This window comes from Thauera terpenica 58Eu (genome assembly GCF_000443165.1).
GTDB lineage: Bacteria > Pseudomonadota > Gammaproteobacteria > Burkholderiales > Rhodocyclaceae > Thauera > Thauera terpenica.
The window spans coordinates 99,612-113,632 of sequence record NZ_ATJV01000092.1 but is presented as its reverse complement, the minus strand read 5'-3'; the positions used below and the strand labels follow the sequence as shown (position 1 = coordinate 113,632).

At 64.5% G+C, this 14,021-nt stretch carries 19 protein-coding genes; 15 read left to right on the top strand and 4 right to left on the bottom strand.

Annotation, left to right across the window (positions count from 1 at the left end; translation table 11 throughout):
- Positions 1–20 precede the first annotated feature (20 nt).
- On the bottom strand, positions 21–509 hold the full coding sequence (locus M622_RS36675; RefSeq protein WP_021250719.1) for a hypothetical protein: 489 nt from the start codon (positions 507–509) through the stop codon (positions 21–23).
- Between the two features lie 204 nt (positions 510–713).
- Between M622_RS36675 and M622_RS40670 the strand changes: the two genes are divergently transcribed.
- The 11 genes from M622_RS40670 (at position 714) to M622_RS36625 (ending at position 8,627) form a co-directional block, all read left to right on the top strand.
- Positions 714–977: a class III extradiol ring-cleavage dioxygenase family protein gene (locus tag M622_RS40670; protein ID WP_245543102.1), complete on the top strand. Its 264-nt coding sequence runs from the start codon at positions 714–716 to the stop codon at positions 975–977.
- Positions 967–1,560, top strand: coding sequence for a DODA-type extradiol aromatic ring-opening family dioxygenase (locus M622_RS36670; protein WP_021250716.1), 594 nt, complete (start codon positions 967–969; stop codon positions 1,558–1,560). The genes M622_RS40670 and M622_RS36670 overlap by 11 nt, the downstream gene beginning before the upstream one ends.
- A gap of 235 nt (positions 1,561–1,795) precedes the next feature.
- Complete coding sequence (gene atpD, locus M622_RS36665; RefSeq protein WP_021250715.1) at positions 1,796–3,268, top strand: F0F1 ATP synthase subunit beta; 1,473 nt, start codon at positions 1,796–1,798, stop codon at positions 3,266–3,268.
- The gene (locus M622_RS36660) at positions 3,265–3,675 is read left to right on the top strand and encodes an ATPase (protein ID WP_021250714.1); all 411 of its coding nucleotides are present in this window, start codon (positions 3,265–3,267) and stop codon (positions 3,673–3,675) included. Before atpD ends, M622_RS36660 begins: the two co-directional genes overlap by 4 nt.
- On the top strand, positions 3,672–4,016 hold the full coding sequence (locus M622_RS36655; RefSeq protein WP_021250713.1) for an AtpZ/AtpI family protein: 345 nt from the start codon (positions 3,672–3,674) through the stop codon (positions 4,014–4,016). The genes M622_RS36660 and M622_RS36655 overlap by 4 nt, the downstream gene beginning before the upstream one ends.
- Complete coding sequence (locus tag M622_RS36650) at positions 4,016–4,336, top strand: N-ATPase subunit AtpR (protein WP_021250712.1); 321 nt, start codon at positions 4,016–4,018, stop codon at positions 4,334–4,336. The genes M622_RS36655 and M622_RS36650 overlap by 1 nt, the downstream gene beginning before the upstream one ends.
- Positions 4,336–5,031, top strand: coding sequence for a F0F1 ATP synthase subunit A (locus tag M622_RS36645; RefSeq protein ID WP_021250711.1), 696 nt, complete (start codon positions 4,336–4,338; stop codon positions 5,029–5,031). The genes M622_RS36650 and M622_RS36645 overlap by 1 nt, the downstream gene beginning before the upstream one ends.
- Complete coding sequence (locus M622_RS36640) at positions 5,028–5,312, top strand: F0F1 ATP synthase subunit C (protein WP_021250710.1); 285 nt, start codon at positions 5,028–5,030, stop codon at positions 5,310–5,312. Before M622_RS36645 ends, M622_RS36640 begins: the two co-directional genes overlap by 4 nt.
- A gap of 49 nt (positions 5,313–5,361) precedes the next feature.
- Positions 5,362–6,132, top strand: a complete 771-nt coding sequence (locus M622_RS36635) for a F0F1 ATP synthase subunit B family protein (RefSeq protein ID WP_021250709.1) — start codon at positions 5,362–5,364, stop codon at positions 6,130–6,132.
- 7 nt (positions 6,133–6,139) lie between these two features.
- Positions 6,140–7,756 (top strand): F0F1 ATP synthase subunit alpha, encoded by a 1,617-nt coding sequence (locus M622_RS36630; protein ID WP_021250708.1) that lies wholly within the window; start codon positions 6,140–6,142, stop codon positions 7,754–7,756.
- Positions 7,740–8,627, top strand: coding sequence for a F0F1 ATP synthase subunit gamma (locus tag M622_RS36625; protein WP_021250707.1), 888 nt, complete (start codon positions 7,740–7,742; stop codon positions 8,625–8,627). Before M622_RS36630 ends, M622_RS36625 begins: the two co-directional genes overlap by 17 nt.
- A 225-nt stretch (positions 8,628–8,852) precedes the next feature.
- Here the strand turns inward: M622_RS36625 and acuI are convergent, their stop codons facing one another.
- Entirely contained in the window at positions 8,853–9,836 is a 984-nt protein-coding gene (gene acuI / locus M622_RS36620) for an acrylyl-CoA reductase (NADPH) (protein WP_021250706.1), read from the bottom strand.
- Positions 9,837–9,883: 47 nt separating this feature from the next.
- On the bottom strand, positions 9,884–10,522 hold the full coding sequence (gene acuR, locus M622_RS36615; RefSeq protein ID WP_021250705.1) for an acrylate utilization transcriptional regulator AcuR: 639 nt from the start codon (positions 10,520–10,522) through the stop codon (positions 9,884–9,886).
- Positions 10,523–11,137: 615 nt separating this feature from the next.
- Here acuR and M622_RS36610 point away from each other — a divergent pair.
- Positions 11,138–11,614 carry a CopD family protein gene (locus M622_RS36610; protein ID WP_021250704.1) on the top strand — a complete coding sequence of 159 codons (477 nt, stop codon included), beginning with the start codon at positions 11,138–11,140 and terminating at the stop codon, positions 11,612–11,614.
- 40 nt (positions 11,615–11,654) lie between these two features.
- On the opposite strand, the gene M622_RS40665 is transcribed toward M622_RS36610, so the two are convergent.
- On the bottom strand, positions 11,655–11,873 hold the full coding sequence (locus tag M622_RS40665) for a hypothetical protein (protein WP_245543101.1): 219 nt from the start codon (positions 11,871–11,873) through the stop codon (positions 11,655–11,657).
- A 264-nt stretch (positions 11,874–12,137) separates the two neighbouring features.
- Here M622_RS40665 and trhA point away from each other — a divergent pair, with 264 nt between their 5' ends.
- The 3 genes from trhA (at position 12,138) to msrA (ending at position 14,017) form a co-directional block, all read left to right on the top strand.
- On the top strand, positions 12,138–12,755 hold the full coding sequence (gene trhA, locus M622_RS36600) for a PAQR family membrane homeostasis protein TrhA (protein ID WP_021250702.1): 618 nt from the start codon (positions 12,138–12,140) through the stop codon (positions 12,753–12,755).
- A 132-nt stretch (positions 12,756–12,887) separates the two neighbouring features.
- Positions 12,888–13,385 (top strand): peptide-methionine (R)-S-oxide reductase MsrB, encoded by a 498-nt coding sequence (gene msrB / locus M622_RS36595; protein ID WP_021250701.1) that lies wholly within the window; start codon positions 12,888–12,890, stop codon positions 13,383–13,385.
- Positions 13,382–14,017, top strand: coding sequence for a peptide-methionine (S)-S-oxide reductase MsrA (gene msrA / locus M622_RS36590; RefSeq protein ID WP_031347470.1), 636 nt, complete (start codon positions 13,382–13,384; stop codon positions 14,015–14,017). The genes msrB and msrA overlap by 4 nt, the downstream gene beginning before the upstream one ends.
- Positions 14,018–14,021: the final 4 nt, after the last annotated feature.

Below are 14,021 nucleotides of genomic sequence, written 5' to 3'. Positions count from 1 at the left end.
CTCGTGCACGCTTTCGCTGATCACGAATAACGCCGGGGGTTACCGAACGGCCGCCGCGACTGCGGACCGCGCGGGTAGTTGTCCTCTTCACGCTTGGGCTTGGGCATGAGCAGGTTCTTGCCGCCTTGTTGAGCCAGGGCACCATGGGCTGTCAGCGCCACATCGAGCTGCTCGGCCGTCATCGCGACTGCAGCGACGGTGGCCGCCGGCTTGTGCAGCGTCAGCTTCTCGCGCACCAGAAACACGCGCTCATCAGTCTCCGCCTTTTTTGGCAAACCGGTGACCATCGCCTGTGCGGCCGGCGTGAGCGCAAAGCCCTCGCCTTCGGCCACCAGCAGGCCATGGGTGGACAAGCGCTCGAAAGCGGTCTCCCAGGCCTTGGGCGCGGTGACCGGGCAGCCGATGAACTCGGCTGCGGCCACGATCTCCTGCAGCGTGGCCGGCCGCCTTTTGGCAGCGATCAGGGTAGCCAGCAGCAACTGGGCGTCGGTATCGTGAATGGGGTACATGCGTGGCCTTGTTGCCAGTGAGTTGATCAGGGATGTGCTCAGGGGCGAAGCAATCAGGGGCGACATGATGCCTGAGCCGGAGCGATTGAAGGAAACCGAGCCTTGAGTCGCGGCCGACACAACACCCTACATACCAGGGTGGCAGCCTCGCCGATGAGCTCTATATTTCACAGTATTCGCCTTTGCCACGACAGCGAGAACGCCATGTCCGACACGATCACACCCGCCTCCAGGCATAACGCCCGGCGCATGCCAAGCTTCTTCGTTCCGCACGGTGCGGGGCCGTGCTTCTTCATGGATTGGGATCCACCCGGGGTGTGGGACTCGATGGGCAACTTCCTGCGCGCCATCCCGAGCATGCTGCCGCAGCGCCCGCGCGCCATCGTGGTGGTGACGGCGCACTGGCAGGCGCCCGCCTTCACCGTCGGCAGCAGTCGGCAGCAGTCGGCAACCGGCCATGCTGTATGACTATCACGGCTTTCCGCCGCACACCTACACCTTGCGCTACGACGCACCCGGCGATCCGGCCCTGGCGCAGCGCATCGCCGGGCTCCTGCACGACGCCGGCCTGCCCAGCACGAAAGACGTCGAACGCGGCTTCGACCATGGCACCTTCATCCCACTGATGTTGATGTTCCCCGCGGCAGACATACCGGTGGTGCAGCTGTCGCTGCGCCACAACCCCGAGCCCAAGGCTCACCTGGCGGCCGGCGCTGCCCTGGCGCCACTGCGCGACGAAGGCGTCCTGATCGTGGGCAGTGGCATGAGCTTTCACAACATGCGCGCGCAAAGCGATGCACGCTTCGTTCCGGTCGCGGAGGCATTCGACGCCTGGCTGAATACGACCGTGCAATCCCCGCCAGCGGCCCGCAATACCGCGCTGTCCGACTGGGAAAGCGCACCGGGCGCACGCCTGTGCCATCCCCCTAATGCCGAAGAGCATCTGCTGCCGCTGATGGTGGTCGCCGGCGCCGCCGCGGACGACGCAGGCCAGCGTGTATACGCCGAGCGCTGCATGGGGATTTCACTGTCGGGCTACCGCTTCGGCTGAGACCAGGCAGGCCGCAAGGTTTGAGCAGTACGCCCTCGACAAGGCAAGAGCGCATTCAGGCGCAGCCTCAGCGCGTTGTGAGCGCCGCCGGACAGAGCGGATTTCTGCGGATGTTATGATGGTCGGCATGAAACGCTGGTGTTTCAAATGGGCTTGCACAGCCTTGCTCACGCAGTCACCGATGTGATTCGCATGCCGCGCAGGGGCGTTCACATCGTCAGAGGGAGCAACACTCATGTCGAATCAAGTCCAGTCTGAACGGGACGCGGACGATCCGGCGACGCGCAATCCGAATCCGATTCAGGGCCGCGACGCAGCACGGTCCAGCACGGCAGCCACCACGCTGACCGGCGAAGGGCGCATCGTCGGCATCCGTGGCGGCGTGGTGGACGTGCTGTTCGAAGGCACAGCGCCACGCATCCAGGAGCTGGTCTACGCCGGTGAACTGGCAATGGAGGTCGCCTCCCTGCTCGCCAACGGTGCGGCGCGCTGCATGGCGCTGGCGCCGGTGCGTGGACTGGGGCTGGGCATGACGGTGCGTGCCACCGGCGCGCCGATCGAGGTGCCGGTGGGTGATGCGGTGCTGGGGCGCATGCTCAACGTGTTTGGCGAGCCCCTGGACGGCAAGCCGGCGCCGCTCGCGGTCGCCCGCCGCTCCATCCACCAGCCGCCCCCCTCGCTTGAAGAACGCGTGGTGCACAGTGAAATCCTGGAAACCGGCATCAAGGCCATCGATCTGCTGTCGCCCATCGAGCGCGGCGGCAAGACCGGGCTGTTTGGCGGCGCCGGCGTGGGCAAGACGGTGTTGATCACCGAGCTCATCAACAACACCGTACAGCACTATCAGGGCGTCAGCCTGTTCTGCGGCATCGGCGAGCGCTCGCGCGAAGCCGAAGAGCTGTATCGCGAGATGAGCGACGCCGGCGTGCGCGACAAGACCGTGATGCTGTTCGGCCAGATGAACGAAGCGCCTGGCGTGCGTTTTCTGGTGGGCAAGACGGCGCTGACCATGGCGGAGTATTTTCGTGACGATCAGAAGCAGGACGTGTTGCTGCTGATCGACAACATCTTCCGCTTCATCCAGGCCGGCTCCGAGGTCTCCGGCCTGATGGGGCGCATGCCCTCGCGCGTGGGCTATCAGCCCACGATGGCGACCGAGCTGGCCGCGCTGCAGGAGCGCATCACCTCGACCCGCAGCGGCGCGATCACCTCGATCCAGGCAGTGTACGTGCCTGCGGACGACTTCACCGACCCGGCCGCAGCGCACATCTTTTCCCACCTCTCGGCCTCGGTGGTGCTGTCACGCAAGCGCGCCAGCGAGGGCCTGTACCCGGCCGTCGACCCTCTGGCGTCGGCCTCGGTCATGCTCACTCCGGCGGTGGTCGGGCAGCGTCATTACGACATTGCGCGCGCGGTGCGACGCACTCTGGCCGAATACGAAGACCTGCGCGACATCATCGCCATGCTGGGCATGGAAGAGCTCTCCGCCGCGGACCGCGCCACCGTGGCGCGCGCGCGCCGGCTCGAGCGTTTTCTGACCCAGCCCTTCTTCACCACCGGCTCGTTTACCGGCACCGATGGCAAGCGGGTGTCGACCGCCGACACCCTGGATGGCTGCGAGACGATTCTGGAGCAGACCCGGTTTGAGGATAACGAAACCGACTACTACATGATCGGCTCACTGCACGACTTGAAGGCCAGCGCATGAGCCTGGCAGACCTCATGCAAGTCACGCTGCGCCTGCCGACGCGAACCCTGTTTGCAGGCGAAGCACGGCGTCTGTTTGCGGTTGCCGAAAACGGCGCCTTCGGCATGCTGCCCAACCACACCGATTTTGTCACCGCGCTCGTGCCTTCGGTGCTGATCCTGACCACGCGCGACGGCGTGGAACAGTTTTTCGGCATCGACGAAGGACTGCTGGTGAAGAAAGGTCACCAGGTGGACATCGCCATCCGGCGCGGCGTGCAAGGCGAGGATCTGGATTCGCTCAACGAAACGGTGCAGGCAAGCTTTGTTGAAATGGACGAGGAAGAACGCACGGCGCGTACTGCCCTGTCCCGTCTTGAAGGCGGCATCGTGCGCCGCTTTGGCGACTTGCGGAAACCACGCTCATGAACGCGAGAAAGGACCGCTCGGCCGAACACATCCGCCACACCGCCGAGCGCATGCAGCGCGCCCGCCGTGGCCCGGGCGCCAGCCCCCTGCGCGGACTGGGTGCGTTTGGCATGATCGGCTGGTCGATCGCCGTGCCCACGGTAGGCGGTGCGTTTCTGGGCCTATGGCTGAATCGCGTTGCACCACAGGACTTTTCCTGGCCGATTGCCCTCATCCTGGGCGGCGCCGCCATCGGCGGCATGATCGCGTGGAGCTGGGTGAGCAAGGAAATCGAGGATCGCGAGCGCGCCGATCGGGATGCGCGAGAACACGAAGCAGCGCACAAAGGAGATGAACCTTGATGTCGATGGACTGGGATGCGCTGCTGCGGGGGTTTGTGTGGGGTTTGCCCGTCAGCGTCTTGTTTTTTGCTGGCCTGGCCTGGGGCATGCGCCTGGCGCTGCGCTCAAGGCAGCCGACCATGCTGCTTTTGCTCAGCGCCGCGCTGCGGATTGCGGCGCTGCTGGGGGTCGGCTACTGGGTGAGTGCAGCGGCCAGCAAGGCCTGGCCGCTGGCCGGCTACGCGCTGGCTTTTTTCCTCGTCCGCGTGCTCGCCGTTGCGCGCGCCCGCAGGGTGCCGAACCCCGGCTCCTCGGCCGCGCCTGAGCAAGGAGGTGCGTGATGCAGATGACACCCGATGAAGTCATCGTCTTTTCCGCCTGGGGCCTGAAGTTCAATTCCACCATCGTCAACACCTGGATCGTGATGGCGCTGCTGGTGGGGGTCTCCATGGTGGTCACGCGCAATCTGCGCGCCGACGTTCCACCCGATCGCTGGCGCACCGCACTCGAAGTGATCGTCAAGACCATTCAGGGCCAGATTGAAGAGATCACGCAGAAGTCGGCGCGCCACGTCATGTATTTTGCCGGCACGCTGTTTCTGTTCATTGCGCTGTCCAACCTGATGCTGGTGATCCCCGGCTTCATGCCGCCGACCTCCTCGCTTTCCACCACGGTGGCGCTCGCCTTGTCGGTGCTGGTGGCAGTGCCCTTGTTCGGCATTTCCAGCAAGGGCCTGGGGCGCTATCTGAAGGCTTATATCGAACCTTCGATCGTGATGCTGCCCTTCAACATCATCGGCGAGTTCTCGCGCGGCATCTCGCTCGCCATCCGCCTCTACGGCAACGTGATGAGCGGCGGCGTGATCGCAGCCATCCTGCTCGGGGTGGCGCCGTTCTTTTTCCCGGTGCTGATGGATATGCTGGGGCTATTGACCGGCCTGATCCAGGCCTACATTTTTGCCATCCTGGCCACCGTTTATATTTCGTCCGCGACCGCAGACCCACAAGCCAGCGTCAATAAAGAGGATAAGTCATGACAGATCTCGCACTCATTGCGGCCGTTTCCATCTTCACCGCAGGCCTCACCGTGTCATTCGGCGCCCTCGGGCCGGCGCTGGGTGAAGGGCGCGCAGCCGCCGCCGCCATCAGCGCGATCGCCCAGCAACCGGATGCCGCCCCCACCTTGTCACGGACCCTGTTTGTCAGCCTGGCGATGATCGAATCGACCGCGATCTATTGTTTCGTGGTGGCGATGATTCTCATCTTTGCCAATCCATTCTGGGACACCGTCAAGGCGGCAGCCCTTGTCGGCAGCTGATTCATCCGCCCCCATGTCGTGACCGTCGATCAAGGAAACAGTACTGCCCATGTCCATTGACTGGATTACCGTCATCGCCCAGATCGCCAACTTTCTGGTGCTCGTGTGGTTGCTGAAACGCTTTCTCTATCGCCCCATCCTCGATGGCATCGACGCGCGCGAGGCCGAAATTGCCCGGTCGATGGCCGAGGCCGGCAAGGCGCAGCAGAAAGCGGAAGCGGCCGCAGCCCAATACCGCGCGCAGCAGGCGCAGCTGCACGCCGACCGCGACACCCTGGTCGACAAGGCACTGCAGGCGTCAGAAACCCAACGCGACGCCCTGCTCGCCGCGGCGCGCGCCAAACTGGAACAAGAGCAGCAGGACTGGCACAAGCATCTGCAGCGCGAACGCGAGCAGTTCACCGCGCAGCTGCAAAGAGCCGCAGCGGAAACCCTGCTCGAGCTGACGCGCAAGGCGCTGCGCGAGCTGGCCGACGAAACACTGGAAGCGGCCATCGTGCGCAATGTGGGCACCCGCCTGCACGCCATTGCCGACGAGCTGTCCCAGGCGGCCGGCGACAGCACCGAGGCGCTTGCCAGCACCCGTGATGCGCTGCCTGAAGCCGCCCAGGCCCAGCTCCAGGCGGACATCAAGAAACTACTGCCGCATACCGCCCTGCGCTTCGAAACCAATCCACAGCAGGCTCCCGGCCTCATCCTGCGCATCGGCGGCGCCCAGGTGGCGTGGACCGTCGACAGCTACACCGATGAATTCGACGCGCTCCTGAATGACCGCCTGGGGGCAGGCGCCTCGGGTCGGATGCGAAGCAGTGGTGGATAAACACGCCATGACGGATACCGCTCACAGCCTGCCACCCCAATCCTTGCCACACGAGCCCTTGCCGCACGAGGCCCTTGAGGACGCCTTCAAGGGCTGGGTTGCGGAGCTGCTGGCCACTCCCTCCCCCACGCCCCTGCTCACCGAGATCGGCAAAGTCACCGAAGTCGGCGATGGTGTGGCCGTGGTCTCCGGCCTGGCGCGCGCGCTGGCGGACGAATTGCTGGAGTTCGAGTGCGGTGTGCAAGGCATCGTGCTCGATCTGGCGCCGGAGCGGCTCGGCGTCATCCTGCTGGGGCCGTCCGAGCTCATCACCCTGGGCGAGGACGTGCGCCGCACGCGCAAGGTGGTCAGCGTGCCCGTCGGCCCCGCACTGCTGGGCCGTGTCATCGATGCCATGGGCCGCCCCCTGGATGGACTGGGCCCGATCGCGGCGGTGGCCGAACACCCCGTCGAAGCCGAAGCACCGGGTATTCTCAGCCGCGCGCCCATCGTCCGCCCGCTCGCCACCGGCATCAAGGCCATCGATGCTGCGGTGCCGGTGGGCCTGGGTCAGCGTGAGCTCATCATCGGCGATCGCCAGACCGGCAAGACCTCGCTCGCGGTCGATACCATCCTCAACCAGGTACGCTCCAGGCTCACCTGCATCTACTGCGCCATTGGACAGCGTGGCGACGCCGTATCGCGCGTGATCGGCGCGCTCAAGAAGGGCGACATGATGGCGCGTACCCTGGTGATGACAGTCGGTGACGAAGACCCGCCCGGCTTGGCCTACATCGCCCCCTATGCCGCGATGACGATGGCCGAGTACTTCTCCAATCAGGGACAGGACGTGCTGGTCGTGTTTGACGACCTCACCCACCACGCCCGCGCTTACCGCGAACTGTCCCTGCTCTTGCGCCGGCCACCCGGGCGGGAGGCCTTCCCGGGCGACATCTTCTATGTGCATGCGCGCCTGCTCGAACGCGCCGGGCAATTCACCGCGGACGCGGGCGGCGGATCGATCACCGCCCTGCCGGTGGTGGAAACCCAGGCCGAAAACCTCTCCGCCTATATCCCCACCAACCTGATTTCGATCACCGACGGGCAGATCTACCTGTCGCCGCGCCTGGTGCGCAGAAACCAGTTTCCGGCGGTGGACCTGGGCCTGTCGGTGTCCCGCGTCGGTGGCAAGGCGCAGGATCGCGCGCTGCGTGAAGTGGCCGCCAACCTGCGCGTCACGCTGTCGCAGTTTGAAGAGCTGGAAGACTTTGCGCGCTTTGGCACGCGCCTTGACGATGTCACCCGTGCGCGCCTGAGCCGTGGCGCCGCAGTGCGCGCCGCCCTGCGCCAGGCCGAGCGCGACCCCATGCCGGCGCTGGAACAGCTGGCGGTGCTGGTCGCCGCGATGGCGGGTCTGTTTGACGACCTGGCCGAACAGAAAGTCGTCGCCGCCCTCGCGGTCGTGCGTGTCGCCGCACACACCGAACTGGAGTCGATCGCTGAACGCATCGCCGCAAACCAGTCCCTGCGTGCGGAAGATCGTGTGCTGATCACCGAGGTCGCCACCAAGGCATTGGCCAGCGCTCGCACGCGCATCGATGGCAAGGCAAAGGCAAACGAGGGCGGTGATGGCGCAAACGCTTGAGTACCTGTCACGCCAGAACAATACCCTGGGCAGCATTCGCGGCATCGTCCACACCATGAAGACGCTGTCGGCAATCAACGCCGCACCGTATGAGCAAGCGGCGCGCTCGATCAAGGCCTATCACCGGACCATCCTGCAAGGCTTTGCCACCTTCGCTCACCGCAGCGGCGGCATTGCCCTGGACACGGAGGACGTGCGCGAACAGCTCCTGGTGGTTTTCGGCTCCGACCACGGCTTGTGCGGCAGCTACAACGAAATCCTCGCCGAGAAGGTGGCCAGCCACTGTCAGGACCAAACCGGACCCCAAACCGGACCCCAAACCGGCCCCCCTCCGCGCCTGCTCTGCATCGGCGCACAAATGAACGATGCGCTGCGCGACCAGGGTCTGGCGCCCGAAGCGGTCCTGCTCCCCCCCGCCTCTGCCGAGGGCATTGGTCGTCTGGCCGGCGACATCGTCACCCGGCTCGCCAGGCTCGGCCACGGCCAGGCCCTGCACCGGCTTGGCGTCACCCTCGCGTTCACCCGACGCGGCGAGCACGGCCTGCGCGAGCCGGTCACCCGCCGCCTGCTGCCCCTGCAACCCAGCTTGCTGCAGCGCGAGCGGCGCTGGCATTCGCGCAGCCTGCCCGACTACAGCATGAGCGCCGACGCCTTGCTCGCGTCCCTCATCCGCAGCCACATCTTTGCCAGCGTATTTCGCGCCTCAGCCGAAGCCATGGTCACCGAAAACGCCGCCCGCCTGGCGCTGATGCAGCAAGCGGAACAATCGGTCGATGAGCGTCTGGAAGAGGTACAAGCCGAGATGCGATCGGTCCGTCAGACTGAAATCACCAACGAATTGATGGATGTGATCATCGGGCATCTGGAATAGGGCGAGAGCCTTACCGGGCAGGGGGCGCGCTCGGAGTGAGCAGCGTCCATCGTGATTGATGTAACTTGCGCCGCTGCCGTGCCTTTGCGGCCGCCGCCCCACCCCTTGACCGAATCAGGGCTCCCAGTCACGCAGTTCGCAAACCACCTTGTCACCGGATTGCACGACCTTGCCGCCCGCAGGGGAGCTGCACAGCCGCGTCGGCTGTGCATTGTCCTGCTTGGATCAGCGATTGACGTCCACGATCACGCGGCCGCGGATCTCGCCGTTGATCAGCTTCGATGCCGTCGGGATCGCCTCGCCCAACGAGATTTCGGTGCTGATCATTTCGAGCTTGGAGATGTCGAGGTCGGCGCCGAGTCGACGCCAGGCCTCGAGGCGCTCGGCACGCGGGCACATGACGCTGTCGATGCCGACAAGCGTCACCCCGCGCAGGATGAAGGGCGCAACCGTGGCCGGAAAGTCCATTCCACCGGCCAACCCACACGCCGTGACGACGCCCCGATACTTGGTGGTGGCGCAGACATTCACGAGGGTGTGGCTGCCGACGACATCGACCGCGCCGGCCCAACGTTCCTTGCCCAGCGGCTTGCCCGGTGTCGCGAACTGTGCGCGGCTGAGCACTTCGCTGGCGCCCAGGCGCTTGAGATAGTCGGTCTCCTCGGCACGACCGCTAACTGCGACCACGGTATAGCCGAGCTTTGCGAGCACTGCAGTGGCCACGCTGCCCACGCCGCCCGCTGCGCCGGTGACGACGATTTCGCCCTGCGCCGGGGTCACGCCATGGCGCTCCAGTGCGAGCACGCAGAGCATTGCGGTGTAGCCGGCGGTCCCGATCGCCATCGCCTGCTGCGGGGAAAACTGCTCGGGCAGCGGCACGAGCCAATCCCCCTTCAGACGCGCCTTCTGCGCGAGTCCGCCCCAATGCCCCTCGCCAACGCCCCAGCCGTTCAGGATCACACGGTCGCCAGGCTTGCAGTCGGGCGAAGTACTCGACTCGACGGTACCCACCAGGTCGATCCCCGGCACCATCGGAAAGCGGCGAACCACTGGCCCTTTGCCGGTTATTGCAAGGCCGTCCTTGTAGTTGAGCGTCGAGTGGCTGACGCGGACCGTGACCTCACCCTCGGGCAACTGTCCTTCGTCGATGTCCTTGACGCTGGCGCGATAACCGGCTTCATCCTTCTCGATCAGAATTCCCTTGAACATGCTTTGCTCCTCCTTTTTAGACCGCTCGTCTACATGAAGTGAAAAAATTACGCCTTGTGCAGCCCAGCGAAAAACCCAAGCGCGAAGACATCGAGAGGTTTGGCGCTGCGCTCGAGCTTCGCCCGCAAGACCGCACCCTCCCAGCCGATCCAGAAGAAGGCGGCCGCCTGCTCACAGTCCACCGACGCGGGAATCTCCCCCCGGTGCTGCGCCGCTTCAAGACAGCGCGCCAAGCGCGACTCCCAGTCGTGAAACACCGCGATGAGGCTCGCCCGATAACTTTCGGGCAAGGCCGCCATTTCCTGACCGAGGTTGCCGATCAGACAACCTCGGCGAAACTCGTGCCGCGCCATGCCTGTCCGTGCATCTTCGACAAAGGCCCACAGGCGCGCGAGCGGTTGCTTGGACGAGTCACCGAAGTGACGCTCCAGCTTGTAAGCGAAATAGCGCGCGTAACGTTCGATCAGCGCGGCCCCGAAGGCTTCCTTGCTATCAAAGTAATGGTAGAAGGATCCCTTCGGCACACCCACGCGCTTGAGAATTTCGTCGATTCCCGTGGATGAAAAGCCCTTCTCGGTAAGCACCTCAAGCCCGGCACGCAACAACAGTTCACGCGTCTCGAGCGAATGTTCGGGCCGCTTGGGAGGGCGCCCACGTCTGCGGACAACGATCTGCTCTGCTTCCATGGGAAATATATTAGACTGATCGTCTCTTTTAATGCAAGATTTTCCCTGCTGTTTCGCCCCTGCCTTACTTCATGCCTTGTCGGCGCCGTACTGGCGGCAAGCCTGCTGTGGGTGTTTCCACACCAAGCGCGCAAACGCCTGCTTTTATTCCACCACCGCCACCTTGGTGGGCAACGCGTTGCCGGGCATGCACCCCAAGACACGGGAGCAGGCGCAAGCGCTCGCGGATCGATCTGGTGGATGGTCGGATCGTGAGTGATACCCTGCATGGCCTGGCCGAGAGGGGCGGCACAGCCTCGTCTCCGTGAGTCGCCCGGCGAGTGGAAGCCGTGACCAGGGACAGCGCAGTCGGGGACGACAATCAGCACCGAGCAGGCCGAGAGACTTCATGCCGTAAAAATCGAAGAGCCAGCGCTGGCGCCGCAGTGGGCGCCCTTGTGGTGGCATTTTTGAAAGTGCGCCCTTGCAAAAACAGATACTTGCGTGCGTAACTGTCGAACTCAGGAGGACAGGCTGAAACTGGACTCGCTCCCTCGCCACGGTTTCACCTCAGGGCCCAGGCTTGCCGGCCGGGCTGCTCACCCTTGTCAATCAGGTATTTGAATAGGCTTTTCGATGATCTACGCGACCCTCAAGACGGTGCATGTGCTGTCCATCATTGTGTGGATCGGCGGCATGGTGTTTGCACACTTCTTCCTGCGCCCCGCCCTCGCCCAGATCGAACCTCCAGTGCGCTTGCGACTCATGCACGATGTGCTGGGGCGCTTCTTCCGCGCCGTGCTCATCGCCGCGCTGCTGACGCTGGCCAGCGGGGTCTGGATGCTGGGCCGGGTGGCCAGGGAGGTGGTGCAGTCCGGTGGCAGCTTCGACATGCCGCTGTCGTGGACCATCATGGCGACGCTGGGCGTGGTGATGGTCGCGATCTTCCTGCACATCCGCTTCGCGCTCTACAAGCGATTCAGCCGCGCCGTGGCGGCGTCCGAGTGGGCCGCCGGCGGGGCCGCCATGGCACAGATCCGCACATGGGTCTCGATCAACCTCGGCCTGGGCGTGCTGATCTTGCTGGTGACGCTGATGCCGTGGACGAGTTGAACCCGTCGGCCAAGAATCGCCAAGCACCGCACTGCCGCCCTCAGGGTCGTAACAAAAACAGCAGCCACATCAGCAGGGGCTGCGCCATCATCTTCAGCGCGACCAACAGCGCCGGCTCGCGCAGATTGCTGCCCAGGCTGTAGCGCGTCAGCGAGGCACCGAGCGCATACAGCGCGCATGGCGTGGCGGCGCCATGCGCCCGTCTTTGCTCCTTGCCGCGCGTGAGTGTGGGGCCGCGACGGTGGTCGGTGCAACTCACGCGCACACGGGCACAAACGCGCCGCTGCGCAGTGTAGCCGCAAGCTTGCGCGCAATCAGACTGCCCTCCAGGAAAGCCGTCAGGAAGGCGTTACAGCGCTGATGGGACCGCGCACGCTGTGCATGGCTTGGATGCAGTTGCCCCAGCCCTGTTGCATTTCCCCTGACACAATGAAGCACCGCATTCATGCCGCCTTCGGAACGCTGCCCGCGCCGGGCTGTCCCAAGCCTTTCTTGCTGCTCAACCGAGGGAAGGTGCTGGTCGATGTATTACGGAGAAAGGTTCAACGCCTGGACGCACCTGGTCGGAGCGGTGCTGGCGCTCGCGGGGGGCGTCGTCCTCATCGTGCAGGCGGCGCTGGTGGGCGATCCCTGGAAAGTGGTGAGCGTCTCGATCTACGGCCTGACCCTGGTCCTGCTCTACAGCTTCTCGACCCTTTACCACAGCGTGCGCGGGCGGGCGAAGAATGTCCTGCGCGAGTTCGACCACCACAGCATCTATCTGCTCATCGCCGGCAGCTACACCCCGTTCTGTCTGGTCACCCTGCGCGGCGTCTGGGGCTGGTCGCTGTTTGGCGCGGTATGGGGGCTGGCGCTGCTTGGCAGCCTGCAGGAACTGTGGCTGAAGGATGGCGCACGCATCCTCTCGGTGGTGATCTACGTGCTGATGGGCTGGGCGGCGCTGGCAGCGCTGGGTCCGCTGCAGGACAGCTTGGGGACGATCGGTTTTGCGTGGCTGGTGGCGGGCGGACTGCTGTATACGGTGGGCATCATCTTCTATGTGCTCGACACCCGCCTGCGCCACGCTCATGGCATCTGGCATCTGTTCGTGATCGCCGGCAGCGCAGCCCACTATGTGACGATCCTGCGTTACGTGCTGTAGTCGACGCGGCAGTTGCTGCCAAAAAGAGCGCCATCGTCCGGCCAGGCGCCGGGCGTTCAGTATTTTTCCTGCAAGGGAAACGATTCATTGCAAACCCACTCCATACCTGCATCAAGAACAAGAGGAGAGATCATGAACCGCCGCCACTGGATTGCCCGCATGTCCGGGCTGATTGCCGCCAGCGCCCTGCCCTTGCGCGCCACCGCGGCCGGCACTTTTCCGTTGAACAAGAGCCGGGCGGAATGGAAGCGTTTGCTGGCGCCTGAGGCTTACGCCGTGCTCTTTGAAGAGGCCACCGAGCGCGCCGGCAGCAGCCCGCTGGATGCCGAAAAGCGCACCGGCACCTTCATCTGTGCGGCTTGCAATCAGCCGCTGTTCGACAGCGCCCACAAGTACGACAGCGGCACCGGCTGGCCCAGCTTCTGGCAGCCTCTGCCTGATGCGGTCGGCACCTCGACCGACTTCAAGCTCATCTACCCGCGCACCGAGTATCACTGCGCGCACTGCGGCGGGCATCAGGGCCATATCTTCAACGACGGCCCCAAGCCCACTGGAAAGCGCTACTGCAACAATGGTGTTGCCCTGAAGTTCGTCCTTGAGGGCGATGCACTACCGGCCTTAAGAACATGAAAACTGCTCACTTTTCCCGTTTGAGCGTGGCAATGGGGCTGTGCGCTGCGAGTTTTCTGGCGCCTGCCGCCGACCCTGCCGCCAACCCAACTACCGATTCGAACACCGCCAAGGCCAGCGCCATCTTTGCCGGCGGCTGTTTCTGGTGCATCGAAGCCGACTTCGAAAAGCTCCCGGGCGTGATCGAGGCTGAATCGGGCTATACCGCCGGAAAAACCCCCAACCCGACTTACGAAACGGTCAGCGCCGGCAGCACAGGCCATACCGAGGCTGTGCGCGTCTTCTATGACCCGAACAGAGTCAGCTACGCGCAACTGGTCGAGTATTTCTGGCGCCACATCGACCCCACGGTCAAGGACCGCCAGTTCTGCGATGTCGGCAGCCAGTACCGCAGCGGCATCTACTGGCAGGGCGAAGTCGAGCAGAAAGTTGCCGAAGCCAGCCGCGACGCCTTGCTGAAAAGCGCGCGCTTCCCGGTGATCCACACCGAAGTGCTGCCCGCCACCACCTTCTGGCCGGCGGAGGAATACCACCAGGACTATTACAAGAAAAACCCGCTGCGCTATGGCTACTACCGGACGAGTTGCGGCCGTGATGCGCGCGTCAAGCAGGTATGGCAAGAGAAAAACTGAGCGA

What these genes read in the sequence shown, in the direction of transcription:
- M622_RS36625 (WP_021250707.1), top strand. Translation starts at nt 7,740, where the DNA reads ATGGCGCAAACGCTTGAGTACCTGTCACGCCAGAACAATACCCTGGGC.
- M622_RS36645 (WP_021250711.1), top strand. Translation starts at nt 4,336, where the DNA reads ATGCAGATGACACCCGATGAAGTCATCGTCTTTTCCGCCTGGGGCCTG.
- M622_RS40670 (WP_245543102.1), top strand. Translation starts at nt 714, where the DNA reads ATGTCCGACACGATCACACCCGCCTCCAGGCATAACGCCCGGCGCATG.
- M622_RS36670 (WP_021250716.1), top strand. Translation starts at nt 967, where the DNA reads ATGCTGTATGACTATCACGGCTTTCCGCCGCACACCTACACCTTGCGC.
- M622_RS36675 (WP_021250719.1), bottom strand. Translation starts at nt 509, where the DNA reads ATGTACCCCATTCACGATACCGACGCCCAGTTGCTGCTGGCTACCCTG.
- msrB (WP_021250701.1), top strand. Translation starts at nt 12,888, where the DNA reads ATGAACCGCCGCCACTGGATTGCCCGCATGTCCGGGCTGATTGCCGCC.
- acuR (WP_021250705.1), bottom strand. Translation starts at nt 10,522, where the DNA reads ATGGAAGCAGAGCAGATCGTTGTCCGCAGACGTGGGCGCCCTCCCAAG.
- M622_RS36655 (WP_021250713.1), top strand. Translation starts at nt 3,672, where the DNA reads ATGAACGCGAGAAAGGACCGCTCGGCCGAACACATCCGCCACACCGCC.
- M622_RS36610 (WP_021250704.1), top strand. Translation starts at nt 11,138, where the DNA reads ATGATCTACGCGACCCTCAAGACGGTGCATGTGCTGTCCATCATTGTG.
- atpD (WP_021250715.1), top strand. Translation starts at nt 1,796, where the DNA reads ATGTCGAATCAAGTCCAGTCTGAACGGGACGCGGACGATCCGGCGACG.
- trhA (WP_021250702.1), top strand. Translation starts at nt 12,138, where the DNA reads ATGTATTACGGAGAAAGGTTCAACGCCTGGACGCACCTGGTCGGAGCG.
- M622_RS36630 (WP_021250708.1), top strand. Translation starts at nt 6,140, where the DNA reads ATGACGGATACCGCTCACAGCCTGCCACCCCAATCCTTGCCACACGAG.
- M622_RS36650 (WP_021250712.1), top strand. Translation starts at nt 4,016, where the DNA reads ATGTCGATGGACTGGGATGCGCTGCTGCGGGGGTTTGTGTGGGGTTTG.
- M622_RS36635 (WP_021250709.1), top strand. Translation starts at nt 5,362, where the DNA reads ATGTCCATTGACTGGATTACCGTCATCGCCCAGATCGCCAACTTTCTG.
- M622_RS36660 (WP_021250714.1), top strand. Translation starts at nt 3,265, where the DNA reads ATGAGCCTGGCAGACCTCATGCAAGTCACGCTGCGCCTGCCGACGCGA.
- M622_RS36640 (WP_021250710.1), top strand. Translation starts at nt 5,028, where the DNA reads ATGACAGATCTCGCACTCATTGCGGCCGTTTCCATCTTCACCGCAGGC.
- acuI (WP_021250706.1), bottom strand. Translation starts at nt 9,836, where the DNA reads ATGTTCAAGGGAATTCTGATCGAGAAGGATGAAGCCGGTTATCGCGCC.
- msrA (WP_031347470.1), top strand. Translation starts at nt 13,382, where the DNA reads ATGAAAACTGCTCACTTTTCCCGTTTGAGCGTGGCAATGGGGCTGTGC.